Source organism: Pseudomonas sp. RtIB026, from assembly GCF_016861355.2.
In the GTDB taxonomy this organism is placed as follows: domain Bacteria; phylum Pseudomonadota; class Gammaproteobacteria; order Pseudomonadales; family Pseudomonadaceae; genus Aquipseudomonas; species Aquipseudomonas peradeniyensis.
The window spans coordinates 2,717,578-2,742,913 of the sequence record NZ_AP023348.2 but is presented as its reverse complement, the minus strand read 5'-3'; the positions used below and the strand labels follow the sequence as shown (position 1 = coordinate 2,742,913).

The window sequence follows — 25,336 nt, the reverse complement described above, 5'->3', positions numbered from 1 at the left end:
CAGCCCCGGGATTTCAGCGTTGATGCAAAGATCGCCGGGGCTGCTTTGCAGCCCTTTCGCGGCACAAGGCCGCTCCTACAGGGGGATGTGTACGTCCAGCCCAGCGATACACTCTATACTGCCCGCCTGCCCCACCCGAGACCCCGCCATGAGCGCCATCCACATCAAGTACCCCGCCCTGACCTTCAAGGCCGGCCAGCGTGCCCTGCGGCAGATCCGCGAGCGCGGCCTGCGGGCCGAAGATGTCGGTGTGCTGCCGGGCGCCGCCGGCGGCCCCAAGCCGCTGGGGATCCAGGGCCTGGACCTGGCGCTGTTCGGTGAGTGGCTGCCCAGCGCGCCGCGCCAGCGTGCGCTGATCGGCGCCTCGATCGGCGCCTGGCGCTTCGCCAGCGCCTGTCTCGACGACCCGGTCGCCGGCATCCGCCGCCTGGGCGAGCTGTATACCGAGCAGGACTTCGCCAAGGGCGTGACGCCGAAAGCGATCAGCCAGAGCTGCCAGCGCATGCTCGACGACCTGCTGCAGGGCCGCGACGGGCAGGTCCTGGCCAACCCGCACTACCGCCTGAACATCCTGGTGGTGAAGAGCCATGGCCAACTCGCCCACGACCACCGCGGCCGCCTGGGCATGGGCCTGTCATCGGTGATCGCCAGCAACCTGCTGGGGCGCGCGCGCCTGGGCCGGCATTTCGAGCGGGTCATCCTCCACGACCAACGCGCCGCGCCGCCGTTGGAGCCCCTGACCGACTTCCCGTCGCGCAGCCTGCTGCTGGACCTGGCCAACCTGCGCCACGCCCTGCTCGCCTCGGGCTCGATCCCCATGGTCATGGAAGGCGTGCGCGACATCCCCGGCGCCGGGGCCGGCACCTACCGCGACGGCGGCCTGCTCGACTATCACCTGGACCTGCCCTACCAGGGCGACGACCTGGTGCTCTACCCGCACTTCACCGACAAAGTGGTGCCCGGCTGGTTCGACAAGGCCCTGCCCTGGCGCAAGGGCGACGCCACGCGCCTGCAGAACGTGCTGCTGATGACCCCGTCGCCGCAGTACCTGGCCGCCCTGCCCTACGGCAAGCTGCCGGACCGCAACGACTTCAAGCGTTTCATGGGTGATGCGCCGGGCCGCAGGCGCTACTGGTACCAGGCCATGGCCGAAAGCCGGCGCCTGGGCGACGAGCTGCTGGAACTGATCGCCACCGAGCGGTTGCAGGATCGGTTGCAAGCCTTGTAGCGGGCATGCTGGTAGACTGCGCGCATCGTTGATTCACACAGAGTTATGCCAGCGTGGAAATCTTTAAGGAATTTACCTTCGAATCGGCTCACCGCCTGCCCAACGTCCCTGCCGGCCACAAGTGTGGTCGCCTGCATGGCCACTCGTTCAAGGTCGCCCTGCACCTGACCGGCCCGCTCGATCCGCACACCGGCTGGATCCGCGATTTCTCGGAGATCAAGGCGATCTTCAAGCCGATCTACGAGCAACTGGACCACAACTACCTGAACGATATTCCCGGCCTGGAAAACCCCACCAGTGAAGTGATCGCCAAGTGGATCTGGGAGCAGGTCAAGCCGCTGCTGCCGGAGTTGTCGAAGGTGCGCATCCATGAGACCTGCACCAGCGGGTGCGAGTACACCGGCGACTGATCTGCACCGGCCTTTTCGCGGGTAAATCGCAGCGGCGAACCGCCGCTCCCACAGGTTCGGCACAGACTTCAAAAACTGTGGCGTACCTGTGGGAGCGGCGGTTCGCCGCTGCGATTTACCCGCGAAGAGGCCAGCACGATCACCCCAGGGCTTCAGTCCTGCCCGCGATCCAGGGCATCACGCAGAAAGCTCGGCGCGATATAGCGCTGGTAATGCGCCTCCGACAACAGGAAGAATTCCCGGTCGATGGCATCGCGCAACTGCGGCAGGTCCCAGTCGCGGAACTCCGGCAGCAGCGCCATCCCGTACGCCTCCAGATCACGAATCATCCGCGCCCCACGGGCGATCAGCTGATACGCCCAGCAATACTCCGACTGCTGCGCCACGAAACGGATCGAGCGCTGCTCCAGCTGCTGGCGCAGCAGCTCTTTGTCGAACACTTCCAGCTTGGCCATCATCACCTGCACCAGCAGTTGCTCCAGGCGCAGCCACACGGCGCGCTTCTGCTCGTCGTCGTAGCCGTTCCAGTGGATCACTTCGTGGTGAAAGCGCTTGCAGCCGCGGCACACCAGGTCGCCGTAGACCGTGGAGCATAGGCCGACGCAAGGGGTCTTGATGGATTGGTTGGACATGTAGAAACAACGGCTTGGCGGTGGAACACCGGTTCATGTTAGCCCTTTGTCTAACCAGGGTCACCCGTTAAAGTCATCTTCGCCGCCTTACTTTCGGCTTATTTTTGCCGTAGAATCACTCCGCCTTTTCAAGGCAACAATGTCCGTTGGAAGCTGTTTTCAAAGCGTCACGAGCACAGTTCATCCGGTAGAACGGCGTTGGCCCTGTCCATGCAAGCGCGCATGGCCATGGCCAACCCCTCATCAGCCTTCCGTTCTACAGGCGTAAAACTTTGAAAGCAGCTTCTGTAAGGATTCTCTGCGACCCTGGCTTGCCGGCTCAAAAAGCCGTCTTGAGCGCATGGGTGCATGGAATGCTGGATGAGCGTCCCGGACTCCCTTTAGGGACCACTGATGAGGGTAATAACTGTGCTTGAAGCCTACCGCAAACACATCGAAGAGCGTGCCGCTCTGGGTATCGTGCCCCAGCCGCTGAACGCCGAACAAACTGCAGGCCTGGTCGAGCTGCTGAAAAACCCGCCGGCCGGCGAAGAAGCCTTCCTCGTAGACCTGATCACCAACCGCGTTCCGCCAGGAGTCGACGAAGCCGCCTACGTCAAGGCCGCTTTCCTCTCCGCCGTCGCCAAGGGTGAAACCAAGTCCCCGCTGATCGACCGCAAGCACGCCACCGAGCTGCTCGGCACCATGCAGGGCGGCTACAACATCGAAACGCTGGTCGCGCTGCTGGACGACGCCGAACTGGGCGCCGTCGCGGCCGAACAGCTCAAGCACACCCTGCTGATGTTCGATGCCTTCCACGATGTGGCCGAAAAAGCCAAGGCGGGCAACGCCCACGCCAAGGCCGTGCTGGAGTCCTGGGCTGCCGGCGAGTGGTTCACCAGCCGTCCGGCGATCGCCGACAAGTACACCCTGACCGTGTTCAAGGTGCCTGGCGAAACCAACACCGACGACCTGTCCCCTGCCCCGGATGCCTGGTCGCGCCCTGACATCCCGCTGCACGCCCTGGCCATGCTGAAGATGGCCCGCGACGGCATCGAGCCTTCGCAGCCAGGTTCGGTCGGCCCGCTGGCCCAGATCGAAGCGGTCAAGGCCAAGGGCTTCCCGGTTGCCTACGTCGGTGACGTGGTCGGTACCGGCTCCTCGCGTAAGTCCGCCACCAACTCGGTGCTGTGGTTCTTCGGCGACGACATCCCGTTTGTTCCGAACAAGCGCGCCGGTGGTTTCTGCTTCGGCACCAAGATCGCCCCGATCTTCTACAACACCATGGAAGACGCCGGCGCCCTGCCGATCGAGTTCGACTGCACCAACCTGGGCATGGGCGACGTCATCGACGTCTACCCGTTCAAAGGTGAAGTACGCCGTCATGGCAGCGACGAACTGGTCACCAGCTTCGAGCTGAAGACCGAAGTACTGCTCGACGAAGTCCGCGCCGGCGGCCGTATTCCGCTGATCGTTGGCCGTGGCCTGACCGAGAAAGCCCGTGCCGAACTCGGCCTGGGTGCTTCCGACCTGTTCAAGAAACCCGAGCAGCCTGCCGCTTCGACCAAGGGCTTCACCCTGGCGCAGAAGATGGTCGGCCGTGCCTGCGGTCTGCCGGAAGGCCAGGGCGTGCGTCCAGGTGCCTACTGCGAGCCGAAGATGACCACCGTCGGCTCCCAGGACACCACGGGCCCGATGACCCGCGACGAGCTGAAAGACCTGGCGTGCCTGGGCTTCTCCGCCGACCTGGTGATGCAGTCGTTCTGCCACACCGCGGCCTATCCGAAGCCGATCGACGTCACCACCCACCACACCCTGCCAGACTTCATCCGCACCCGTGGCGGCGTGTCGCTGCGCCCGGGCGACGGCATCATCCACAGCTGGCTGAACCGCATGCTGATGCCTGACACCGTCGGCACCGGTGGCGACTCGCACACCCGCTTCCCGATCGGCATCTCGTTCCCGGCCGGTTCCGGCCTCGTGGCCTTCGCCGCCGCTACCGGCGTCATGCCGCTGGACATGCCGGAGTCGATCCTGGTCCGCTTCAAGGGCAAGCTGCAGCCTGGCATCACCCTGCGTGACCTGGTCCATGCCATCCCTTACTACGCGATCCAGAAGGGCCTGCTGACCGTCGAGAAGAAAGGCAAGAAGAACGCCTTCTCCGGCCGCATCCTGGAGATCGAAGGCCTGAACGACCTGACCGTCGAGCAAGCTTTCGAGCTGTCCGACGCTTCGGCCGAACGTTCCGCCGCCGGTTGCACCATCAAGCTGCCAGAGAAGGCCATCGCCGAGTACCTGCAGTCCAACATCACCCTGCTGCGCTGGATGATCGGCGAAGGCTACGGCGATGCCCGCACCCTGGAGCGCCGCGCCCAGGCCATGGAAGCCTGGCTGGCCAAGCCTGAGCTGCTGTCGGCCGACGCCGATGCCGAATACGCCGAGATCATCGAGATCGACCTGGCCGACGTTAAAGAGCCTGTGCTCTGCGCGCCGAACGACCCGGACGATGCCCGCCTGCTGTCCTCGGTACAGGGCGAGAAGATCGACGAAGTGTTCATCGGTTCGTGCATGACCAACATCGGTCACTTCCGCGCCGCCGGCAAGCTGCTGGACAAGGTCAAGGGTGGTATCCCGACCCGTCTGTGGCTGGCCCCGCCAACCAAGATGGACGCCCACCAGCTGACCGAAGAAGGCTACTACGGCATCTACGGCAAGGCTGGCGCGCGCATGGAAATGCCAGGCTGCTCGCTGTGCATGGGTAACCAGGCACGTGTGCAGACCGGTTCCACCGTGGTCTCCACTTCGACCCGTAACTTCCCGAACCGTCTGGGCGACGCCACCAACGTGTACCTGGCCTCGGCCGAGCTGGCTGCAGTTGCTTCGATCATCGGCAAGCTGCCGACCGTCGAAGAGTACATGCAGTACGCGAAAGACATCGACAGCATGGCTGCCGACGTTTACCGCTACCTGAGCTTCGACCAGATCGCCGAGTTCCGCGAAGCGGCGGCCAACGCCAAGATCCCGGTGGTTCAGGCGTAAGCTGAGCAGTACGTTGTAAGCGAAAGCCGCGGTAGCGATACCGGGGCTTTTTTGTTGGCTTGTGTTGGCTTTGCTGGCCTCTTCGCGGCTAAAGTGAACTGGCCTAATGATTTTGGACACCTTCATCGGGCGCTATGATGGCGCCCAATTGGAGGCAAAATCAGTGCGTAAATCTTATTCAAGAGAATACAAAGTCCAAGCTGCCGAAATGGTGCTGGACGGTGGGCAGTCAGTTCCTGAGGTCTGTGCCGCCCTTGGGCTGGGCCCTACCGCGCTTCGCCGCTGGGTTGATCAGGTGCGTGAAGAGAGAGCCGGTAAGGTTCCGGCTGGAGCCAAAGCGATCACACCCGAGCAGCAACGAATTGAAGAACTCGAAGCGCTGGTTCGGCAAAAGGATCGGGATATCGAAATCCTAAAAAAGGCCAGTGCTCTCCTGCTTCGGGACTCCAAAGATCGTTCTCGCTGATCAACGAGCTGAGTGAGCAATACCCTGTTGTCGACTGCTGCCGCGTGCTTGGGGTTAAGCGCAGCAGTTTCTATGCGTGGCGTAAACGGCAAGGACGTGAAAACCCGGCAAGAGATGCGCTACGCCTGCTGGTAATCAAGCACTTCAACGCATCGCGAAGTGCTTCTGGCTCGCGAACCCTGGCGCAGGAATTGCGGCACGAAGGCCATGAAATAGGACGATACAAGGTGCGTGCGCTAATGCGTGAAGCTGGCCTGAAGTGCAAACAGCGCAGGCCGCACCGCTATCGGTCATCAGGGGCAGAAGCGTTGATCGCCGAGAATCAGCTGAAGCGCAATTTCAAGGTTTCGGCGATCAATGAGGTTTGGTGTGGCGATGTGACCTATATCCAGGTTGGCAGGCGCTGGCTGTACCTAGCCGCCGTGATTGACCTCTATGCCCGTCGCGTAGTGGGTTGGGCATTCTCGATGATTGCAGATGCCAACTTAGCTTGTAACGCCCTGCGCATGGCCGCTGAATCGCGGGGTAGGCCGGCGGGCGTAATGTTTCATTCAGACCAGGGCTGTCAGTACACCAGCCATAAATTCAGAGCCGCGCTCGATGAGTACAACTTGAACCAGAGCATGAGCCATCGAGGCCAATGCTGGGATAACGCTGCCATGGAGCGATTCTTCGGAGCATTGAAATCAGAATGGGTGCCGGCAGAGGGTTACGAGACCGAAGCGCAGGCACGAGTGGATATCCAGGCTTATCTGATGCGCTACAACCTCAAGCGCCTCCACAGCTACAACGGCTATGAAACGCCAGTAGCCATGGAGGAAAAGCTCAAGGCAGCGGCATGAACCTTAACCGGTGTCCAAAATTACTTGACCAGTTCAAAGCCGCTCCCACAGGAAACCCGAACTCTTCAAGATCACGATAGACCTGTGGGAGCGGCTTTAGCCGCGAAGAGGCCGGAACAGGCAGCCTCAGATAACGAACAGATCAACGAACCTGTGCACCGGCATGGCCTCCAGCGTCTGCTGATCCTTGCACACATCCAGGATCGCCTCACAACGCTGCCGCGCAAACCGCGTCGCCAGGTTCTCCCTGAACTTGGCCTCGAGCAACGGCATCCCCTCCTCCCGCCGCCGCCGATGCCCGATCGGGTACTCCACCACCACCTGGGGGGTGTGCGAACCGTCCTTGAAGAACACCTGCACGCCATTGGCGATGGAACGCTTGTCGGCCTCCAGGTACTCGCGGCTGAAACGCGGCTCCTCGACGATCACCATCTTCTCGCGCAGTCGGTCGATGCTCGGGTGCGCGGCATGGAAGGCATCCTCGTAGTGCTCGGCCACCAGCTCGCCGAAGATCAGCGGCACGGCGGTCATGTACTGCAGGCAGTGGTCACGGTCTGCGGCGTTGGCCAGCGGCCCCTCCTTGGAAATGATGCGGATTGCCGACTCATGGGTGGTGATGACGATCCGGTCGATCTCGTGCAGGCGGTTGCGCACTTGCGGATGCAGGGTCACCGCGGCTTCGCAGGCGGTCTGGGCGTGGAACTCGGCGGGGAAACTGATCTTGAACAGCACATTTTCCATCACGTAGCTGCCCAACGGCTGCGGCAGGCGCAGTTCACGCAGCGGCTCGGGCTTGAGCGCCAGGTCCTTGTTGGTGTGGCTGAACGACACATCGTAGAAGCCCCACTGCCTGGCGGTCAGCGCGCCGGGCACGCCCATCTCGCCGCGCAGGGCGATATCGGCCAGGCGCACGCCGCGGCTGGAGGCATCCCCCGCCGCCCATGACTTGCGCGAGCCGGCATTGGGCGCATGGCGGTAGGTGCGCAGGGCCTGGCCGTCGACGAAGGCGTGGGACAGCGCCGACAGCAGTTGCTCGCGATTGGCGCCCATTAGCCTGGCGCAGACCGCCGTGGAGGCGACCTTGACCAGCAGCACATGGTCCAGGCCGACCCGGTTGAACGAGTTCTCCAGCGCCAGCACGCCCTGGATCTCGTGGGCCATGACCATGGCATCGAGCACCTCGCGCATGACCAGGGGCGCCTCGCCGATGGCCACGCGCTTCTGCGACAGGTGGTCGGTGACCGCCAGGATGCCGCCGAGGTTGTCCGAGGGATGGCCCCACTCCGCCGCCAGCCAGGTGTCGTTGTAGTCCAGCCAGCGGACGATGCAGCCGATATCCCAGGCGGCCTTGACCGGGTCGAGACGGTAGCTGGTGCCGGGTACGCGGGCGCCATGGGGAACGAGGGTGCCCTCGACCAGCGGGCCGAGGTGCTTGGTGCATTCGGGGAAGCGCAGGGCCAGCAGGCCGCAGCCCAGGGTGTCCATCAGGCAATGGCGGGCGGTGTTCAGGGCTTCGGACGAGTCGACGCGATAGCCGAGCACGTAGTCGGCGAGGGTCTGCAGGACCTGGTCGTAGTCGGGGCGGGTGTTGAGGTCTACGTTTGCGCTCATATACAGCTCCCTTCTGGATTGCCGGGGCTGCTCTGCAGCCCTTTCGCGGCACAAGGCCGCTCCTACAGGGAGAGTGCAATCCTCTGTAGGAGCGGCCTTGTGCCGCGAAAGGGCCGCAAAGCGGCCCCAACCAACGAAAGCCGAACGCCACTGATGCCTTAGAAACTATCGCCAGGCACGCGCACCCAGCCCTCCATCAGCACCCGAGCACTTCGGCTCATGATTGCCTTGGTCACGGTCCACTGCCCGTCCACCTGACGCGCCTCGGCCCCGACCCGCAGCGTTCCGGACGGATGGCCGAAACGCACGGCACTTCGTTCTCCGCCACCGGCGGCAAGGTTGACCAGCGTCCCCGGGATCGCTGCGGCAGTGCCAATCGCGACCGCCGCAGTACCCATCATCGCGTGGTGCAGCTTGCCCATCGACAGCGCACGCACCAGCAGGTCGACATCCTCGGCGGCAACAACCTTGCCACTGGAGGAGGTATAGCCGGTCGGCGCTGCGACGAACGCCACCTTCGGCGTGTGCTGGCGTCCGGCGGCCTGGTCGATGTGCTCGATCAGCCCCATGCGCACCGCGCCATGGGCACGGATGGTCTCGAAACGCTGCAATGCCGCAGCATCGCCATTGATGGCGTCCTGCAGCTCGGTACCGGTATAGCCGATATCGGCGGCATTGACGAAGATGGTCGGGATGCCGGCATTGATCAGGGTCGCCTTGAAGGTGCCGACACCCGGCACCTCGAGGTCGTCGACCAGGTTGCCGGTGGGGAACATCGCCCCGCCGTCACCGTCCTCGTCGGCGGCCGGGTCGAGGAATTCCAGCTGCACCTCGGCGGCCGGGAAGGTCACGCCGTCGAGCTCGAAATCGCCGGTTTCCTGCACCTCGCCTTCGGTGATCGGCACATGGGCGATGATCGTCTTGCCGATGTTGGCCTGCCAGATCCGCACGGTGGCGATGCCATTGCGCGGAATGCGCGCGGCATCGACCAGCCCGCTGCTGATGGCGAACGAGCCGACCGCGGCGGACAGGTTGCCGCAGTTGCCGCTCCAGTCGACGAAGGCTTTGTCGATCGAGACCTGGCCGAACAGGTAGTCGACGTCGTGGTCGGGCTTGATGCTCTTAGACAGGATCACTGTCTTGCTGGTGCTGGAGGTGGCGCCGCCCATGCCGTCGATCTGCTTGCCGTACGGGTCGGGGCTGCCGATCACCCGCAGCAGCAGGGCGTCGCGGGCCGGGCCAGGAATCTGCGCCTGCTCGGGCAGGTCCTGGAGGCGGAAGAACACGCCTTTGCTGGTGCCGCCACGGAGGTAAGTGGCGGGGATTTTTACTTGGGGTACGTGGGCCATTGTCGTGCTTCCTGATCTTTTCGTTTCGGCGAACATCCCTGGGGCTGCGTTGCAGCCCTTTCGCGGCACAAGGCCGCTCCTACAGGCGAGCGCGTCTCTCTGTAGGAGCGGCCTTGTGCCGCGAAAGGACCGCAACGCGGCCCCGCTCACTCAGGCCGCGCCTTCCAGGAAGTCCTGGGCAAAGCGCTGCAACACGCCACCCGCCTCGTAGATCGACACCTCTTCGGCGGTATCCAGGCGGCAGGTCACCGGCACCTCGACACGCTCGCCGTTGCGTCGCGTCACCACCAGGGTCAGCGTCGCCCGCGGCGTGCGCTCGCCGAGCACGTCGTACGTCTCGCTGCCATCCAGGCCCAGGGTCTTGCGGTCGGTGCCCGGCTTGAACTCCAGCGGCAGCACGCCCATGCCCACCAGGTTGGTGCGGTGGATACGCTCGAAGCCTTCGGCGACGATGGCCTCGACACCAGCCAGGCGCACGCCCTTGGCCGCCCAGTCACGGGACGAGCCCTGGCCGTAGTCGGCACCGGCAACGATGATCAGCGGCTGCTTGCGCTGCATGTAGGTCTCGATGGCCTCCCACATGCGGGTCACCTTGCCTTCCGGCTCGATACGTGCCAGCGAACCCTGCTTCACACTGCCGTCGTCCTTGCGCACCATCTCGTTGAACAGCTTGGGGTTGGCGAAAGTGGCACGCTGGGCGGTCAGGTGGTCACCGCGGTGGGTGGCATAGGAGTTGAAGTCCTCCTCTGGCAGGCCCATCTTCGCCAGGTACTCACCCGCGGCGCTGTCGAGCATGATGGCGTTGGACGGCGACAGGTGATCGGTGGTGATGTTGTCCGGCAGCACCGCCAGCGGGCGCATGCCGCGCAAGGTGCGCTCACCGGCCAGGGCGCCTTCCCAGTAAGGCGGGCGGCGAATGTAGGTGCTCATCGGGCGCCAGTCGTACAGCGGCGCGACCTTCGGCCCCTTGTCCTCCTCGATGGTGAACATCGGGATGTACACCTGGCGGAACTGCTCGGGCTTGACCGAGGCGCGCACCACGGCGTCGATCTCTTCATCGCTCGGCCAGATATCCTTCAGACGAATCTCCTTGCCGTCGACCACGCCCAGCACATCCTTCTCGATATCGAAGCGGATGGTGCCGGCGATGGCATAGGCCACCACCAACGGCGGCGAAGCCAGGAACGCCTGCTTGGCGTACGGGTGGATGCGCCCGTCGAAGTTGCGGTTGCCCGACAGCACGGCGGTGGCGTACAGGTCGCGGTCGATGATCTCCTGCTGGATCACCGGGTCCAGCGCGCCGGACATGCCGTTGCAGGTGGTGCAGGCGAAGGCGACGATACCAAAGCCCAGTTGCTCCAGTTCCTGCTCCAGCCCTGCTTCCTTGAGGTACAGCTGCACGGCCTTGGAGCCCGGCGCCAGCGACGACTTGACCCATGGCTTGCGGACCAGTCCGAGCTTGTTGGCGTTGCGCGCCAGCAGGCCGGCGGCGATCACGTTGCGCGGGTTGCTGGTGTTGGTGCAGCTGGTGATGGCGGCGATGATCACCGCGCCATCCGGCATCTGCCCCGGCACTTCTTCCCACTGGCCGGCGATGCCCTTGGCCGCCAGGTCGCTGGTGGCCACCCGGGCGTGCGGGTTGGACGGGCCGGCCATGTTGCGCACCACGCTCGACAGGTCGAAGCTCAGGGTACGCTCGTACTCGGCCTTGGCCAGGCTGTCGGCCCACAGGCCGGTGGCCTTGGCGTAGGTCTCCACCAGCTGCACCTGCTGGTCATCGCGGCCGGTGAGCTTGAGGTAGTCGATGGTCTGCTGGTCGATGGCGAACATCGCCGCAGTGGCGCCGTATTCCGGGGCCATGTTGGAGATGGTGGCGCGGTCGCCCAGGGTCAGCGCGCTGGCGCCGGCACCGTGGAACTCCAGGTATGCGCCGACCACCTTCTGCTTGCGCAGGAACTCGGTGAGCGCCAGCACCAGGTCGGTAGCGGTGATGTTCGGCGCCAGGCGACCGGTCAACTCGACGCCGACGATCTCCGGCAGGCGCATCCACGAGGCGCGGCCGAGCATCACGTTCTCGGCCTCCAGGCCGCCGACGCCGATGGCGATCACACCCAGGGCATCCACGTGCGGGGTGTGGCTGTCGGTGCCGACGCAGGTGTCCGGGTAGGCCACGCCGTGATCGTTGTGGATCACCGGCGACATCTTCTCCAGGTTGATCTGGTGCATGATGCCGTTGCCCGGCTGGATCACGTCGACGTTCTTGAACGCCTGCTTGGTCCAGTTGATGAAGTGGAAACGGTCTTCATTACGGCGATCCTCGATGGCGCGGTTCTTGTCGAACGCCTGCGGGTCGAAGCCACCGCATTCCACAGCCAGCGAATGGTCGACGATCAGTTGCACCGGCACCACCGGATTGACCGCGGCCGGGTCGCCGCCTTTGTCGGCGATGGCGTCACGCAGCCCGGCGAGGTCGACCAGGGCGGTCTGGCCAAGGATGTCGTGGCACACCACGCGGGCCGGGAACCAGGGGAAATCGAGGTCTCGCTTGCGCTCGATCAGTTGCTCGAGCGATGCGTCGAGGGTGGCCGGATCGCAGCGACGCACCAGGTTTTCGGCCAGTACGCGGGAGGTATATGGCAAGCCGTCGTAGGCGCCGGGCTTGATCGCCTCGACCGCGGCACGGGCGTCGAAGTAGTCCAGGGCGGTGCCTGGCAGGTTCTTGCGGAATGCGGTGTTCATATCGTTATCGGGCTCGGTCACGGTATGCGGACTGCAGGTCAGGCCACGGGGGGCGCTGCGCGCCCCTTTCGCGGCACAAGGCCGCTCCTACAGATGTTGCGCCGCCCCCTGTAGGAGCGGCCTTGTGCCGCGAAAGGGCTGCAAGGCAGCCCCAGCGGCTTCAGCTCAACGCTGCTCGATCGGCACGAACTGGCGCTGCTCGACGCCGACATACTCGGCGCTCGGGCGGATGATGCGGTTGTTGGCGCGCTGTTCGAACACGTGCGCGGCCCAGCCGGTCAGGCGCGAGCAGACGAAGATCGGGGTGAACAGCTTGGTCGGGATGCCCATGAAGTGGTACGCCGAGGCATGGTAGAAATCGGCGTTGGGGAACAGGCGCTTCTGTTCCCACATGGTCTTGTCGATGGCTTCGGAAACCGGGTACAGCACGGTGTCACCGACTTCGTCGGCAAGCTGCTTGGCCCAGCCCTTGATCACCTCGTTGCGCGGATCGGACTCTTTGTAGATGGCGTGGCCGAAGCCCATGATCTTGTCCTTGCGCTCGAGCATGCGCAGCAGCTCGGCGGTGGCCTCCTGCGGGGTCTGGAAGCGCTCGATCAGTTCCATCGCCGCCTCGTTGGCGCCGCCGTGCAGCGGGCCGCGCAGCGAGCCGATGGCGGCGGTCACGCAGGAGTACAGGTCGGACAGGGTCGAGGCGCAGACCCGGGCGGTGAAGGTCGAGGCGTTGAACTCGTGCTCGGCGTAGAGGATCAGCGAGACGTTCATCACCTTGACGTGCAGCGCGCTCGGTTTCTTGCCGTGCAGCAGGTGCAGGAAGTGGCCGCCGAGGGTGTCCTCGTCGCTGGTGCAGTCGATGCGCACGCCGTGGTGGGTGAAGCGGTACCAGTAGCACATCACCGCCGGGAACAGCGCCAGCAGACGGTCGGTCTTCTCGCGCTGGGCGTCGAAGGTCAGTTCCGGTTCCAGGGTGCCGAGCACCGAGCAGCCGGTGCGCATCACGTCCATCGGGTGGGCGTCGCGCGGGATGCGCTCAAGCACTTCCTTCAGCGCTTGCGGCAGGTCGCGCAGACCCTTGAGCTTGCGCTTGTAGTCGGCAAGCTCGGCCTTGCTCGGCAGCTCGCCGTACAGCAGCAGGTAGGCGACTTCCTCGAACTCGGCGCCGGCGGCCAGGTCGCGCACGTCATAGCCGCGGTAGGTCAGGCCGGCGCCGGCCTGGCCGACGGTCGACAGCGCGGTCTGGCCCGCCACCTGGCCACGCAGGCCCGCGCCACTGAGTACTTTTGCTTCGGCCATGGTGTTTCTCCTTTCTTGAATTTGTTATCGAAGTCTTTTCTGGCTAATCGGTTTGCCTGTGCCGGCCTCTTCGCGGGTAAACCCGCTCCCACAGGTTTGGCGCAATCTCTGAGACCTGTGGGAGCGGGTTTACCCGCGAAGAGGCCGGCACAGGTATTCATTTACCCTTTTTTCTGCGCGAACAACGCATCGAGGCTCTGCTCGAAGGCGTGGTAGCCGATGGCATCGTAGAGCTCCATGCGGGTCTGCATGGTGTCGATCACGTTCTTCTGGGTGCCGTCGCGGCGCAGCGCGGTGTAGACGTTCTCGGCCGCCTTGTTCATGGCGCGGAAGGCCGACAGCGGGTACAGCACCAGCGACACGTCGACCGAGGCCAGTTCCTCGGTGGTGTACAGCGGCGTGGCGCCGAATTCGGTGATGTTGGCCAGGATCGGCGCCTTTACCCGGTCGGCGAAGGTCTTGTACATCGAAAGCTCGGTGATGGCTTCCGGGAAGATCATGTCGGCGCCGGCCTCGACGCAGGCCGCGGCGCGGTCCAGGGCGGCGTTCAGGCCCTCCACTGCCAGCGCGTCGGTGCGCGCCATGATCACGAAGCTGTCGTCAGTACGGGCGTCGACGGCGGCCTTGATGCGGTCGACCATCTCCTGCTGCGAGACGATCTCCTTGTTCGGGCGGTGGCCGCAACGCTTGGCGCCGACCTGGTCCTCGATATGAATGGCGGCAGCGCCGAACTTGCTCATCGACTTGACGGTGCGGGCGACGTTGAAGGCCGAGGCGCCGAAACCGGTGTCGACATCCACCAGCAGCGGCAGGTCGCACACGTCGGTGATGCGCCGTACGTCGGTGAGCACGTCGTCCAGGCCGCTGATGCCCAGGTCCGGCAGGCCCAGGGAGCCGGCGGCGACACCGCCGCCGGACAGGTAGATGGCCTTGAAGCCGGCGCGCTTGGCCAGCAGGGCGTGGTTGGCGTTGATGGTCCCGACCACCTGCAGCGGATGTTCGGCGGCGACCGCGTCACGGAAACGCTGGCCGGGCGTGTTCTTCACTGTCATGACTCACCTCGTGGGCTATTGTTGTCGGCACCTTGGTAGTGGCGCTCGATATTGCGTTTGGATGCGCCGATGTGGCGACGCATCAGGAGTTCTGCCAGTTCGCCGTCGCGAGCTTCGATGGCATCGAGAATGCGGTGGTGCTCGGCGAAGGCCTGGCGCGGACGGTTGGGCGTGCTGGAGAACTGGATGCGGTACATGCGCACCAGCTGGTACAGCTCGCCGCAGAGCATCTTGTACAGGGTCTGGTTGCCGCTGCCCTGGATGATCCGGTAGTGGAAGTCATAGTCGCCTTCCTGCTGGTAGTAGCCCTGCCCGGCCTGGAACGCGGCGTCGCGCTCGTGGGTGTCGAGCACGTGGCGCAGCTCGTCGATGGCCGCCTGGCTCATGCGCTCGGCGGCCAGTCGGCAGGCCATGCCTTCAAGGGATTCGCGGATTTCGTACAGTTCGATCAGCTCGGCATGGCTGAGCGACACCACCCGGGCGCCGACATGGGGCACGCGCACCAGCAGGCGCTGGCCCTCCAGGCGGTGAATCGCCTCGCGCAGCGGGCCGCGGCTGATGCCGTAGGTGCGCGCCAGCTCCGGCTCGGAGATCTTGCTGCCAGGGGCGATCTCGCCCTTGACGATGGCGGCCTGGATGCGCCGGAAGACGTGCTCCGAGAGGGTCTCGGTCTCGTCGTGGGGCAGCGTGGTGGCCGGGGCTGTGTCCAGCATGATTGTCGACACCTTCAAAATCAGTGACGCCAAAACTAGCCAAATAGAGAAGTGGAGTCAAAGACAAAAAGAATATTGTCGACAATCGTCTAATAACGAACTTACCCCGCGCTGATGCGGTCAGATCGCGGGCGCGCTGGCGTCAACACACCGGCGTGATAGAATGCCGCGCTCCTTCGGGAGCATGGATAGTGTGTCTGTCATCATTTCATGTTGTTGACAGATCAATGAGGACGCTTGGCCAGTCGCCTTGCCCTGAAACCTGCACAGCACCGCGCCAGGATTATGAGACTCAAACCCGCTTTATTGCTGCTCTGCCTGACCCTGCTGCCGGCGCTCGCGCCCGCGGCCGAAAAGACCGTGTACGGCCTGAACGAATACGCCCGCCTGGGCGACCTTGACCTGGAAGTGGCGGCCAAGCTCGACACCGGCGCCAAGACCGCCTCGCTCAGCGCCCGCGACATCAAGCGTTTCAAGCGCAACGGCGAGAGCTGGGTGCGCTTCTACCTGGCCATCGACGCCGCGCACAAGCACCCCATCGAACGCCCCCTGGCCCGCGTCAGCAAGATCAAGCGCCGCGCCGGGGACTATGATGCCGACTCGGGCAAGGCCTACACTGCCCGCCCGGTCATCGAACTCGACATCTGCATGGGCCAGACACGACGCACCATCGAGGTCAACCTCACCGACCGCAGCGCCTTCCAGTTCCCGCTGCTGATCGGTTCCGAGGCCCTCAAGCACTTCGGTGCGCTGGTCGACCCAAGCCTTAAATACGCGGCCGGCAAACCTGCCTGCGCCACCGAAGCTCCCAAAGCAGAGTAATTCCGATGCGCTCTCTTACCCTCCATCTGAAAGTCCTGATCACCGTCCTGGTAGTGCTGGGCATCGCGATCACGGCCTACCAGATCTTCGCCCTCGGCATCCCGGTGACCGAGGACGAGACCGACGACCTGTGGAACATCGACGCCAAGGTCGAGTTCGTCGCCAGCGCCAAGGATCCGGTCAAGGTGCAGATGTTCGTGCCCCCGCTGAACCGTGACTACGTGAGCCTCAACGAGAGCTTCATCTCCAACAACTACGGGGTCAGCGTCAACCGCGCCGACGGCAACCGCAAGGTGACCTGGTCGGCCCGTCGCGCCAGCGGCAACCAGACCCTCTACTACCGCTTGGTGCTGACCAAGCGCTACAGCAACGAAAAAGCCAAGATCAAGGGCCCGACCTTCCGCGACAGCCTGGCCGTCGAGGGCCCTGAGAAGATCGCCGCCGAAGCGCTGATGGCACCGATCCGCCAGCACTCGGCCGACGTCGAGACCTTCGTCAGCGAGACCATCAAGCGGGTCAACAATGCCAGCGACGACAACGCCAAGCTGCTGCTGGCCGGCGACAATTCGCCCATGAAAAAAGCCCAGGTCATCGACCTGCTGCTGTCCATTGCCCACGTGCCACTGGAGAAGGTCCACACCATCCGCCTGGTGGCCGACACCCCGCAGAGCCCCGAACTGTGGCTGCGCAGCTTCAATGGCAACGACTGGCTGTACTTCAACCCGGAGACCGGCGAGCAGGGTCTGCCCAGTGACCGCCTGCTGTGGTGGACCGGCGACGACAACCTGATCACCGTCGATGGTGGCAAGAAAGCCAACGTCACCTTCAGCATGAACAACAGCGAGATGAACGCCATCCGCCTGGCCAAGCTGACCGACGAGAACACCGACGCCGACTTCCTCGAATACTCGCTGTACGGCTTGCCGCTGCAGACCCAGCAGACCTTCATGATCATGGTGATGATCCCGATCGGCGTACTGGTGATCCTGGTGCTGCGCAACCTGATCGGCATCCAGACCCTGGGTACCTTCACCCCGGTGCTGATCGCCCTGGCCTTCCGCGAGACCCAGCTGGGCTTCGGCATCATCCTGTTCACGGTGATCACCGCCCTGGGCCTGTCGTTGCGCTCGTACCTGGAACACCTGAAACTGCAAATGCTGCCACGCCTGTCGGTGGTGCTGACCTTCGTCGTGGTGCTGATCGCGGCCATCAGCCTGTTCAGCCACAAGCTGGGCCTGGAGCGCGGCCTGTCGGTGGCACTGTTCCCGATGGTGATCCTGACCATGACCATCGAGCGCCTGTCGATCACCTGGGAAGAGCGTGGCGGCGGCCATGCCATGAAAGTGGCCGTCGGCACCCTGTTCGCCGCCTCTATCGCGCACCTGCTGATGACCGTGCCGGAAGCGGTGTACTTCGTCTTCACCTTCCCGGCGGTGCTGCTGATCCTGGTGGGCTTCATGCTGGCGATGGGTCGCTACCGCGGCTACCGCCTGACCGAGCTCGTGCGCTTCAAGGCATTCCTGAAGAAGGCTGACGCCTGATGTTTGGCCTGATCAAGACGTGGAAAGCCCTGGAGGCCCGGGGCATCATGGGTATCAACCGGCGCAACGCGGACTACGTGCTGAAGTACAACAAGCGCCACCTGTACCCGATCGTCGACGACAAGATCATCACCAAGGAGCGCGCCCTGGCGGCCGGCATCCATGTGCCGGAGATGTACGGCATCATCGAAACCGAGAAGCAGATCGAGAAACTCGACGAGATCATCGGCGGACGCAGCGACTTCGTCATCAAGCCGGCCCAGGGCGCCGGCGGTGACGGTATCCTGGTGATCGCCGACCGCTTCGAGGACCGCTACCGCACGGTCTCGGGCAAGATCATCAGCCACGAGGAAATCGAGCACCAGATCTCCAGCATCCTCACCGGCCTGTACTCGCTGGGCGGGCACCGCGACCGCGCGCTGATCGAGTACCGGGTCACCCCGGACCAGATCTTCAAGAGCATCAGCTACGAAGGCGTGCCGGACATCCGCATCATCGTGCTGATGGGCTACCCGGTGATGGCCATGCTGCGCCTGCCGACCCGCCAGTCCGGCGGCAAGGCCAACCTGCACCAGGGCGCCATCGGCGTGGGCGTGGACCTGGCCACCGGCCTGACCCTGCGCGGCACCTGGCTGAACAAGATCATCAGCAAGCACCCGGACACCACCAACGCGGTGGACGGCGTGCAACTGCCGAACTGGGACGGTTTCATGAAGCTCGCCGCCAGCTGCTACGAGCTGTGCGGCCTGGGCTACATCGGCGTGGACATGGTCCTGGACCAGGACAAGGGCCCGCTGATCCTCGAACTCAACGCCCGCCCCGGCCTGAACATCCAGATCGCCAACGACTGCGGCCTGACCCAGCGCACCCACGCCATCGAGGCGCACCTGGAGATGTTGGCCAAGGAAGGTCGCAGCGAGGATGCCGAGCAGCGCGTGAAGGTCTCGCAAGGGCTGTTCGGGCACGTCAACCCACTGTAACCGCGCTCCATGTAGGAGCGGCCTTGTGCCGCGAAAGGGCCGCAAAGCGGCCCCGACAATCTCTGCATCAACGCGGAAATCCCGGGGGCTGCCTTGCAGCCCTTTCGCGGCACAAGGCCGCTCCTACAGGGGGAATGCGCAGATCCAGATGGCGAATGTCGCTGCCAGCGCTAGGCGCATTTCCCGCACAGGTCTACAATCGCCCACCTCGCTTGTTCATCGCCGTCCATCCTGATGCCGACCTGTACGCTCCACCCCCTGCCCTACCAGCCCGACCCTGCCTTCTACTTCGAACGCCTGCGCCGCGCGCCCGGCGCGACCCTGCTCGACAGCGCCCGCCCAGGCGCCGAACGCGGCCGCTACGACCTGCTCAGCGCCTGGCCGTTGCAGCAGTTGCAGGCACACCCCGACGAAGACGGCCGCGACTACCTGCAGCGCCTGCGCCAGGCCCTGGCCGACCTGGGGACGGCACAACTGCCCGAGGGCATCGAGCTGCCGTTCGCCGGCGGCCTGATCGGCTACCTGAGCTACGACTTCGGCCGGCGCCTGGAGCAGCTGCCGACGCATGCGGTCGACGACCTTGGCCTGCCCGACGCCCGGCTGGGGCTGTATGCCTGGGCACTGGTGTCCGACCATCGGCTGTGCAGCAGCCAGCTGGTGTTCCACCCAAGCCTGCCCGAGGACGAGCGGCAACGGCTCATCACGTTGTTCGAGGCCAGCACCCTGGGCGATAGCGGTGACTTCCACCTGCTCGCGCCGATGACCGGTGATTTTCGCCCCGAGCAATACCGGGCGGCGTTCGACCAGGTGCAGCGCTACATCCAGGCCGGCGACTGCTACCAGATCAACCTCACCCAGCGCTTTCGCGCACCCTGCCAGGGCGACCCGTGGCACGCCTACCAGGCCCTGCGCGCCGCCTGCCCGACGCCGTTTTCCGGCTACCAGCAGCTGGATGAAGGCACGGCGCTGCTGAGTTTCTCCCCCGAACGCTTCATCCGCGTCAGCCAGGGCGCGGTCGAGACCCGCCCGATCAAAGGCACCCGCCCACGCGCCGCCGACCCGGCCGAGGACGCGCGCAACGCCGCCGAGCTGCTGGCCAGCCCCAAGGACCGCTCGGAAAACCTGATGATCGTCGACCTGCTGCGCAACGACATCGGCCGTACCTGCCAGACCGGCTCGGTGAAGGTGCCGGAGCTGTTCAGCCTGGAGAGCTACCCCAACGTTCATCACCTGGTCAGCAGCGTGGTCGGCCGCCTGGCCGCCGACAAGGACGCCCTGGACCTGATCGGCGGCAGCTTCCCCGGCGGCTCGATCACCGGCGCCCCGAAGATCCGCGCCATGCAGATCATCGACGAGCTGGAGCCGGCGCGCCGGGCGCTGTACTGCGGCTCGCTGCTGTATGTCGATGTGCGCGGCGAGATGGACAGTTCCATCGCCATCCGCAGCCTGCTGGTCAAGGATGGCCAGGTCAGTTGCTGGGGTGGCGGCGCGGTGGTGGCCGACTCGGACTGGCAGGCCGAATATGAAGAGTCGATCGCCAAGGTGCGAGTGCTGATGGAAACGCTGCAGGCCCTGTGATCGGCGGCGCCTGCTTCGCGGGCAAGCCCGCGCCCACAAGGCCTGCGCCACTGCCGGGATCACTCGACACCTGTGGGAGCGGGTTTACCCGCGAAAGGGCCCGCGCAGGCAGCACAAACCCTTGAGATAAACGTCTGCCCCGCCATTTTTTGTTACCATCTGACCACTACGAGCGCACAGCGCCACTCAACCGATGGAAACCGCCTGATGAGCCAACCCTTCGACGTCGCCGCCCTGGCCGCGACCTACGCCAGCAAGTCCCCGCAGGAGATCCTCAAGCTCGCCTTCGAGCATTTTGGCGATGACCTGTGGATCTCCTTCAGCGGCGCCGAGGATGTGGTGCTGGTGGACATGGCCTGGAAACTGAACAAGCAGGTCAAGGTGTTCAGCCTCGACACCGGCCGCCTGCACCCGGAGACCTACCGGTTCATCGACCAGGTGCGCGAGCAGTACAACCTGCCCATCGAGATCCTCAGCCCGGATCGCGACAAGCTCGACCCGTTGGTCAAGGAAAAAGGCCTGTTCAGCTTCTACAAGGACGGCCACGGCGAGTGCTGCGGCATCCGCAAGATCGAACCGCTGCGCCGCAAGCTGGCCACCGTCAGCGCCTGGGCCACCGGCCAGCGCCGCGACCAGAGCCCCGGCACCCGCAGCCAGGTGGCGGCGCTGGAGATCGACAGCGCCTTCTCCACTCCGGAGCGCACCCTGTACAAGTTCAACCCGCTGGCGCAGATGACCAGCGAGGAAGTCTGGGGCTACATCCGCATGCTCGAGCTGCCCTACAACAGCCTGCACGAGCGCGGTTTCATCAGCATCGGCTGCGAGCCCTGCACCCGGCCGGTGCTGCCGAACCAGCACGAGCGCGAAGGGCGTTGGTGGTGGGAAGAGTCGACGCAGAAGGAGTGCGGGTTGCACGCCGGCAACCTGATCAGCAAGGCTTGAAACAGCAGGGGCCGCTTCGCGCCCCATCGCGGCACAAGGCCGCTCCTACACGGGAAACGTGATCCCCATGTAGGAGCGGCCTTGTGCCGCGAAAGGGCCGCAAAGCGGCCCCAGCTATTTCAGATCAGTGCACCGGCAGCTCGACCCCTTCGAACAGCTCTTCGAGCTCCTGCTTGTTATGGCACTGGATCGCCTTGGCCATCACCTCACGGGTCAGGTGCGGCGCGAACTTCTCGATGAAGTCGCACATGAAGCCGCGCAGGAAGGTGCCGCGACGGAAGCCGATCTTGGTGATGCTGGCCTCGAACAGCTCGCTGGCGTCCAGGCACACCAAATCGCTGTCGAGCTTCGGGTCCACCGCCATCTTGGCCACGATGCCCACGCCCAGGCCCAGGCGCACATAGGTCTTGATCACGTCGGCGTCGGCGGCGGTGAATACCACCTTCGGCGTCAGGCCACGGTGATTGAACGCTTCGTCGAGCTTGGAGCGGCCGGTGAAGCCGAACACGTAGGTGACGATCGGGTACTCGGCCACCGCTTCCAGGGTCAGCTTCGGCAGCTTGGTCAACGGGTGGCCCTGGGGCACCACCACGCAGCGGTTCCACTTGTAGCACGGCATCATGATCAGGTCGCCGAACAGCTCCAGTGCCTCGGTGGCGATGGCGAAGTCGACGGTACCGTCGGCCGCCATCTCGGCGATCTGCATCGGCGAACCCTGGTGCATGTGCAGGGCGACTTCCGGGTACTGCTTGATGAAGTTGCTGATCACCGGCGGCAGCGCGTAGCGCGCCTGGGTGTGGGTGGTGGCGATCGACAGGGTGCCCTTCTTCTCGTTGGAGAATTCCTGGGCGATCTGCTTGATGCTTTCGACCTTGCGCAGGATCTCGCCGGCGGTATTGATGATGCGCTCGCCCGCCGGGGTGACGCGGGTCAGGTGCTTGCCGCTGCGGGCGAAGACCTCGACGCCCAGCTCGTCCTCGAGCAGGCGAATCTGCTTGCTGATACCCGGTTGGGAGGTGTACAGGCTCTGCGCCGTCGCGGAAACGTTGAGGTCATGGTGCGCCACTTCCCAGATGTAGCGCAGTTGCTGAAGCTTCATAGATATCCCTCAAAGGCGGTAGGTCACCGGCGCGCCGGCAGCGACGAGTTATAACTATATTAGTGGCTTGAGAAATAAATCTAGAACTATTTTGTTACGTTCGCTGGAAAAAGTCCTACCGCTAGGTTCACGATTTCCTACGTCCAAGATGGTGAGCCAACGGCACCATGTACACCGGCACCGGTGACAGTTGCAGCAGCCGCACCGCCGTGCGGCCGATCGGCACATCCACCCCCGCGCCGGCGCTGTGGCTGCCGAAGATCAGCAGGTCGACCGACAACCGCTGGGCCTGCTCGAGGATCACCTGGGCCGGATCGCCCTGGCGCACCCGCACCGCGCGGATCAATGCCAGGTCGGCCGGCTCGGTCATCTCGTCGCGAAAGTTCTCCAGCACCCGCTGCTCGATATTGGCCATGACCGTGTTGACGCCCTCGCTGTGCAGCGCATCGAGGGTCTGCTCATCGAGGTAGCTCTGCAGCAACGATTCGGCGAACTGGCCCATGGGCTCCACGGCATGAATCACATACAGCTCTGCGTTGAAGGTCCGCGCCAGGGCCAGGGCGTGCTGCATGATGAAGGGCGCATAGACACCGAGGTCAGTGGCAAACAGCATGGAACGGATCATTCGACCTCCTCGACTGCCGCGACGGCAGAGCAAGCTTGAGCTTAGCAGCGCCATCGGCGGTCGCCTGGCCGTCCGGCGCACAGCCGCCGCGGGCTTCAGGCCTGCTGATTGCGCCGGTCGATGAACGCCAGGGCCTGGTACAACGCCTCCATGCGCGGCAACGCGCAACCGGCCGCGCGGGCCCGGGCCAGGGGCTCGGCATAGATCGCCTGCAGCTCCAGCGGCCGCTGCTGGACATGGTCGTGGTACATGCTCGGCCAGTAGTCCGGCATCTTCTCGGTGATTCGGAACAGGTGCTCGGCATAGCCCGCCGGCAGCTCGCGGCCACAGGCCTTGGCGCCCGCCACCACTTCGGCCATCAGCGCCTGGATCAGCGCGCGGCTGTCGGCATCGCCCATCAAGGGCGTGGTGCTGGCCTGCAGCAACACCGAAAGGCCGTTGTAGGGCACGTTCCACACCAGCTTTTGCCAGCGCGCCTGGTCGAGGTCGGCCATGGCCTGGGAGTCGATGCCCGCAGCCCGGAACAGCCCGGCGCCCTCCTCCACCACGGCAGCCCCGCCGTCCTGCGCAGGACCACTGTGATAGCCCAGGTTCACCGCGCCCAGCGACTGGTGGCGGATAACACCGAGGCCCTCGCGATTGACGCAGATGAAGCACAGGCCGCCGAGCAGGTGCAGGTCCGGGCGCAAGGCCGGGCGCAACTGCTCCTCGACGCCAAGGCCGTTCTGCAGCAACACGACCCGGGCGTCAGGGGCCGCGGCCTGCACGATCAAGGGCGCAAGTTCCGCGTTGCTGGTGGCCTTGGCACCCACCAGCAGCCAGTCGCAGGGCGGCATGTCGGCGGCAGAGGCGTAGGCCTGTACCGGCATGTGCACCTGGCCGTGCACCGCGCTGTCCAGGCGCAGCCCCTGCTCGCGCACGGCCTGGTATTCGCTGCGCAACAGAAAGTGCACGTCGAAGCCGGCGCGGGCCAGCATCAGGCCGTAGAATCCACCGATTGCGCCGCTGCCGATGATGCCGATGCGGGGATTGCCAATGCGAGGGTCGAGGGACGCCATGCCGTGCTCCTGAGCGAGAGTCATTGTTGTGGGTCAGCCACTATACCCGCGTGCCGGCCATCGCGATCAAATCCTCCCAGCCGACATCGAACCGCCCGCAAACGCCACCCGATGGGCAAAAACCCCGTATCGACGGGCCCCAGCCCATTGTCGCGCCCCCGCTAACGCGCTAAGGTTCGGCCTCCCCGCTGCGAATAATCTGCTGCTGGGCCGCACGGGGATCGCTGGCGGCCGGCACCCGTGACCTGACGAGTAACACGATGGCTGATTTACCGATCGATGACCTTAACGTTGCCTCCAACGAGACCTTGATCACCCCCGATCAGCTCAAGAAGGAAATCCCCCTCAGCGCCAAGGCCCTGCAGACCGTGACTGCCGGCCGTGAAGTGGTGCGCAACATCCTCGACGGCAAGGATCATCGCCTGTTCGTGGTGGTCGGCCCCTGCTCGATCCACGACATCAAGGCCGCCCACGAGTACGCCGAGCGCCTGAAGGTGCTGGCCGAGGAAGTCTCCGACACCCTGTACCTGGTCATGCGCGTGTACTTCGAGAAGCCGCGGACCACCGTCGGCTGGAAAGGCCTGATCAACGACCCGTACCTGGACGACTCGTTCAAGATCCAGGACGGCCTGCACATCGGTCGCCAACTGCTGCTGGACCTGGCCGAGAAGGGCCTGCCCACCGCCACCGAAGCGCTCGACCCGATCTCCCCGCAGTACCTGCAGGACCTGATCAGCTGGTCGGCCATCGGCGCCCGCACCACCGAATCCCAGACCCACCGCGAGATGGCCTCGGGCCTGTCCTCGGCGGTCGGTTTCAAGAACGGCACCGATGGCGGCCTGACCGTGGCCATCAACGCCTTGCAGTCGGTGTCCAAGCCGCACCGATTCCTGGGCATCAACCAGGAAGGCGGCGTGTCCATCGTCACCACCAAGGGCAACGCCTACGGCCATGTGGTGCTGCGTGGCGGCAACGGCAAGCCCAACTACGACTCGGTCAGCGTCGCCCTGTGCGAGCAGGATCTGGTCAAGGCCAAGATCAAGCCCAACATCATGGTCGACTGCAGCCACGCCAACTCCAACAAGGACCCGGCCCTGCAGCCGCTGGTCATGGAGAACGTCGCCAACCAGATCCTCGAAGGCAACCAGTCGATCATTGGCCTGATGGTCGAGAGCCACCTGAACTGGGGCTGCCAGGCGATTCCGAAGAACCTCGACGAACTGCAGTACGGCGTGTCCGTCACCGATGCCTGCATCGACTGGACGGCCACCGAGAAGACCCTGCGCAGCATGCATGCCAAGCTCAAGGATGTACTGCCCAAGCGCCAGCGCGGCTAAA

The 25,336-nt window shown here is 64.6% G+C and carries 21 protein-coding genes; 11 read left to right on the top strand and 10 right to left on the bottom strand.

Going from position 1 to position 25,336, the window contains the following annotated elements:
• Window positions 1-148 precede the first annotated feature (148 nt).
• Together PRtIB026_RS12455 and queD are read left to right on the top strand one after the other, a co-directional pair.
• Window positions 149-1,228: a patatin-like phospholipase family protein gene (locus PRtIB026_RS12455; RefSeq protein WP_203647355.1), complete on the top strand. Its 1,080-nt coding sequence runs from the start codon at window positions 149-151 to the stop codon at window positions 1,226-1,228.
• A gap of 53 nt (window positions 1,229-1,281) precedes the next feature.
• Window positions 1,282-1,638 (top strand): 6-carboxytetrahydropterin synthase QueD, encoded by a 357-nt coding sequence (queD, locus tag PRtIB026_RS12450; protein WP_011533154.1) that lies wholly within the window; start codon window positions 1,282-1,284, stop codon window positions 1,636-1,638.
• Window positions 1,639-1,790: 152 nt separating this feature from the next.
• On the opposite strand, the gene PRtIB026_RS12445 is transcribed toward queD, so the two are convergent.
• Window positions 1,791-2,270 carry a DUF1289 domain-containing protein gene (locus PRtIB026_RS12445; protein WP_203647356.1) on the bottom strand — a complete coding sequence of 160 codons (480 nt, stop codon included), beginning with the start codon at window positions 2,268-2,270 and terminating at the stop codon, window positions 1,791-1,793.
• Between the two features lie 408 nt (window positions 2,271-2,678).
• Between PRtIB026_RS12445 and acnB the strand changes: the two genes are divergently transcribed.
• The 3 genes from acnB (at window position 2,679) to PRtIB026_RS12430 (ending at window position 6,596) form a co-directional block, all read left to right on the top strand.
• The gene (acnB, locus tag PRtIB026_RS12440) at window positions 2,679-5,288 is read left to right on the top strand and encodes a bifunctional aconitate hydratase 2/2-methylisocitrate dehydratase (protein ID WP_203652677.1); all 2,610 of its coding nucleotides are present in this window, start codon (window positions 2,679-2,681) and stop codon (window positions 5,286-5,288) included.
• A gap of 106 nt (window positions 5,289-5,394) precedes the next feature.
• Entirely contained in the window at window positions 5,395-5,754 is a 360-nt protein-coding gene (locus PRtIB026_RS12435; protein ID WP_075043813.1) for a transposase, read from the top strand.
• The gene (locus tag PRtIB026_RS12430; RefSeq protein WP_324256565.1) at window positions 5,751-6,596 is read left to right on the top strand and encodes an IS3 family transposase; all 846 of its coding nucleotides are present in this window, start codon (window positions 5,751-5,753) and stop codon (window positions 6,594-6,596) included. Before PRtIB026_RS12435 ends, PRtIB026_RS12430 begins: the two co-directional genes overlap by 4 nt.
• A gap of 126 nt (window positions 6,597-6,722) precedes the next feature.
• On the opposite strand, the gene prpD is transcribed toward PRtIB026_RS12430, so the two are convergent.
• The 6 genes from prpD to PRtIB026_RS12400 form a co-directional block, all read right to left on the bottom strand.
• Window positions 6,723-8,207 carry a 2-methylcitrate dehydratase gene (gene prpD / locus PRtIB026_RS12425; protein ID WP_267813858.1) on the bottom strand — a complete coding sequence of 495 codons (1,485 nt, stop codon included), beginning with the start codon at window positions 8,205-8,207 and terminating at the stop codon, window positions 6,723-6,725.
• A gap of 158 nt (window positions 8,208-8,365) precedes the next feature.
• Window positions 8,366-9,556, bottom strand: a complete 1,191-nt coding sequence (prpF, locus tag PRtIB026_RS12420) for a 2-methylaconitate cis-trans isomerase PrpF (RefSeq protein WP_203647357.1) — start codon at window positions 9,554-9,556, stop codon at window positions 8,366-8,368.
• A 150-nt stretch (window positions 9,557-9,706) separates the two neighbouring features.
• Complete coding sequence (gene acnD / locus PRtIB026_RS12415; RefSeq protein ID WP_203647358.1) at window positions 9,707-12,295, bottom strand: Fe/S-dependent 2-methylisocitrate dehydratase AcnD; 2,589 nt, start codon at window positions 12,293-12,295, stop codon at window positions 9,707-9,709.
• A 165-nt stretch (window positions 12,296-12,460) separates the two neighbouring features.
• Window positions 12,461-13,588: a bifunctional 2-methylcitrate synthase/citrate synthase gene (gene prpC, locus PRtIB026_RS12410; protein WP_203647359.1), complete on the bottom strand. Its 1,128-nt coding sequence runs from the start codon at window positions 13,586-13,588 to the stop codon at window positions 12,461-12,463.
• Window positions 13,589-13,749: 161 nt separating this feature from the next.
• Window positions 13,750-14,640: a methylisocitrate lyase gene (gene prpB, locus PRtIB026_RS12405; protein ID WP_203647360.1), complete on the bottom strand. Its 891-nt coding sequence runs from the start codon at window positions 14,638-14,640 to the stop codon at window positions 13,750-13,752.
• A complete protein-coding gene (locus PRtIB026_RS12400; RefSeq protein ID WP_203647361.1) occupies window positions 14,637-15,353 on the bottom strand; it encodes a GntR family transcriptional regulator in 717 nt (238 codons plus the stop codon). Before PRtIB026_RS12400 ends, prpB begins: the two co-directional genes overlap by 4 nt.
• Window positions 15,354-15,638: 285 nt before the next feature.
• Here PRtIB026_RS12400 and PRtIB026_RS12395 point away from each other — a divergent pair, with 285 nt between their 5' ends.
• The 5 genes from PRtIB026_RS12395 to PRtIB026_RS12375 all read left to right on the top strand — a co-directional run bounded on the left by PRtIB026_RS12395 (window position 15,639) and on the right by PRtIB026_RS12375 (window position 21,216).
• The gene (locus tag PRtIB026_RS12395; RefSeq protein WP_110738108.1) at window positions 15,639-16,175 is read left to right on the top strand and encodes an ATP-dependent zinc protease; all 537 of its coding nucleotides are present in this window, start codon (window positions 15,639-15,641) and stop codon (window positions 16,173-16,175) included.
• A 5-nt stretch (window positions 16,176-16,180) separates the two neighbouring features.
• On the top strand, window positions 16,181-17,716 hold the full coding sequence (locus PRtIB026_RS12390) for an inactive transglutaminase family protein (RefSeq protein ID WP_203647362.1): 1,536 nt from the start codon (window positions 16,181-16,183) through the stop codon (window positions 17,714-17,716).
• Window positions 17,716-18,696, top strand: a complete 981-nt coding sequence (locus PRtIB026_RS12385) for an alpha-L-glutamate ligase-like protein (protein ID WP_028692610.1) — start codon at window positions 17,716-17,718, stop codon at window positions 18,694-18,696. Before PRtIB026_RS12390 ends, PRtIB026_RS12385 begins: the two co-directional genes overlap by 1 nt.
• Window positions 18,697-18,930: 234 nt before the next feature.
• Entirely contained in the window at window positions 18,931-20,274 is a 1,344-nt protein-coding gene (gene pabB, locus PRtIB026_RS12380; RefSeq protein WP_203647363.1) for an aminodeoxychorismate synthase component I, read from the top strand.
• Window positions 20,275-20,481: 207 nt separating this feature from the next.
• The gene (locus tag PRtIB026_RS12375; RefSeq protein WP_186734334.1) at window positions 20,482-21,216 is read left to right on the top strand and encodes a phosphoadenylyl-sulfate reductase; all 735 of its coding nucleotides are present in this window, start codon (window positions 20,482-20,484) and stop codon (window positions 21,214-21,216) included.
• A 124-nt stretch (window positions 21,217-21,340) separates the two neighbouring features.
• Here PRtIB026_RS12375 and cysB read toward each other — a convergent pair whose 3' ends face one another.
• From cysB to PRtIB026_RS12360, 3 genes are all read right to left on the bottom strand, one after another.
• Window positions 21,341-22,315: an HTH-type transcriptional regulator CysB gene (gene cysB, locus PRtIB026_RS12370; RefSeq protein WP_011533140.1), complete on the bottom strand. Its 975-nt coding sequence runs from the start codon at window positions 22,313-22,315 to the stop codon at window positions 21,341-21,343.
• A 127-nt stretch (window positions 22,316-22,442) separates the two neighbouring features.
• Window positions 22,443-22,940 (bottom strand): universal stress protein, encoded by a 498-nt coding sequence (locus PRtIB026_RS12365; RefSeq protein WP_110738113.1) that lies wholly within the window; start codon window positions 22,938-22,940, stop codon window positions 22,443-22,445.
• Window positions 22,941-23,035: 95 nt separating this feature from the next.
• Complete coding sequence (locus tag PRtIB026_RS12360) at window positions 23,036-23,998, bottom strand: putative 2-dehydropantoate 2-reductase (protein ID WP_203647364.1); 963 nt, start codon at window positions 23,996-23,998, stop codon at window positions 23,036-23,038.
• 260 nt (window positions 23,999-24,258) lie between these two features.
• Here PRtIB026_RS12360 and PRtIB026_RS12355 point away from each other — a divergent pair, with 260 nt between their 5' ends.
• Window positions 24,259-25,335 carry a 3-deoxy-7-phosphoheptulonate synthase gene (locus PRtIB026_RS12355; protein ID WP_203647365.1) on the top strand — a complete coding sequence of 359 codons (1,077 nt, stop codon included), beginning with the start codon at window positions 24,259-24,261 and terminating at the stop codon, window positions 25,333-25,335.
• Window position 25,336 lies beyond the last annotated feature (1 nt).

Bases quoted from the DNA above. Each gene is read 5' to 3' on its own strand.
- PRtIB026_RS12455 (WP_203647355.1), top strand. From the start codon at position 149: ATGAGCGCCATCCACATCAAGTACCCCGCCCTGACCTTCAAGGCCGGC.
- PRtIB026_RS12445 (WP_203647356.1), bottom strand. From the start codon at position 2,270: ATGTCCAACCAATCCATCAAGACCCCTTGCGTCGGCCTATGCTCCACG.
- PRtIB026_RS12435 (WP_075043813.1), top strand. From the start codon at position 5,395: ATGATTTTGGACACCTTCATCGGGCGCTATGATGGCGCCCAATTGGAG.
- prpD (WP_267813858.1), bottom strand. From the start codon at position 8,207: ATGAGCGCAAACGTAGACCTCAACACCCGCCCCGACTACGACCAGGTC.
- prpF (WP_203647357.1), bottom strand. From the start codon at position 9,556: ATGGCCCACGTACCCCAAGTAAAAATCCCCGCCACTTACCTCCGTGGC.
- acnD (WP_203647358.1), bottom strand. From the start codon at position 12,295: ATGAACACCGCATTCCGCAAGAACCTGCCAGGCACCGCCCTGGACTAC.
- prpC (WP_203647359.1), bottom strand. From the start codon at position 13,588: ATGGCCGAAGCAAAAGTACTCAGTGGCGCGGGCCTGCGTGGCCAGGTG.
- prpB (WP_203647360.1), bottom strand. From the start codon at position 14,640: ATGACAGTGAAGAACACGCCCGGCCAGCGTTTCCGTGACGCGGTCGCC.
- PRtIB026_RS12400 (WP_203647361.1), bottom strand. From the start codon at position 15,353: ATGCTGGACACAGCCCCGGCCACCACGCTGCCCCACGACGAGACCGAG.
- PRtIB026_RS12395 (WP_110738108.1), top strand. From the start codon at position 15,639: ATGAGACTCAAACCCGCTTTATTGCTGCTCTGCCTGACCCTGCTGCCG.
- PRtIB026_RS12390 (WP_203647362.1), top strand. From the start codon at position 16,181: ATGCGCTCTCTTACCCTCCATCTGAAAGTCCTGATCACCGTCCTGGTA.
- PRtIB026_RS12385 (WP_028692610.1), top strand. From the start codon at position 17,716: ATGTTTGGCCTGATCAAGACGTGGAAAGCCCTGGAGGCCCGGGGCATC.
- pabB (WP_203647363.1), top strand. From the start codon at position 18,931: ATGCCGACCTGTACGCTCCACCCCCTGCCCTACCAGCCCGACCCTGCC.
- PRtIB026_RS12375 (WP_186734334.1), top strand. From the start codon at position 20,482: ATGAGCCAACCCTTCGACGTCGCCGCCCTGGCCGCGACCTACGCCAGC.
- cysB (WP_011533140.1), bottom strand. From the start codon at position 22,315: ATGAAGCTTCAGCAACTGCGCTACATCTGGGAAGTGGCGCACCATGAC.
- PRtIB026_RS12365 (WP_110738113.1), bottom strand. From the start codon at position 22,940: ATGATCCGTTCCATGCTGTTTGCCACTGACCTCGGTGTCTATGCGCCC.
- PRtIB026_RS12360 (WP_203647364.1), bottom strand. From the start codon at position 23,998: ATGGCGTCCCTCGACCCTCGCATTGGCAATCCCCGCATCGGCATCATC.
- PRtIB026_RS12355 (WP_203647365.1), top strand. From the start codon at position 24,259: ATGGCTGATTTACCGATCGATGACCTTAACGTTGCCTCCAACGAGACC.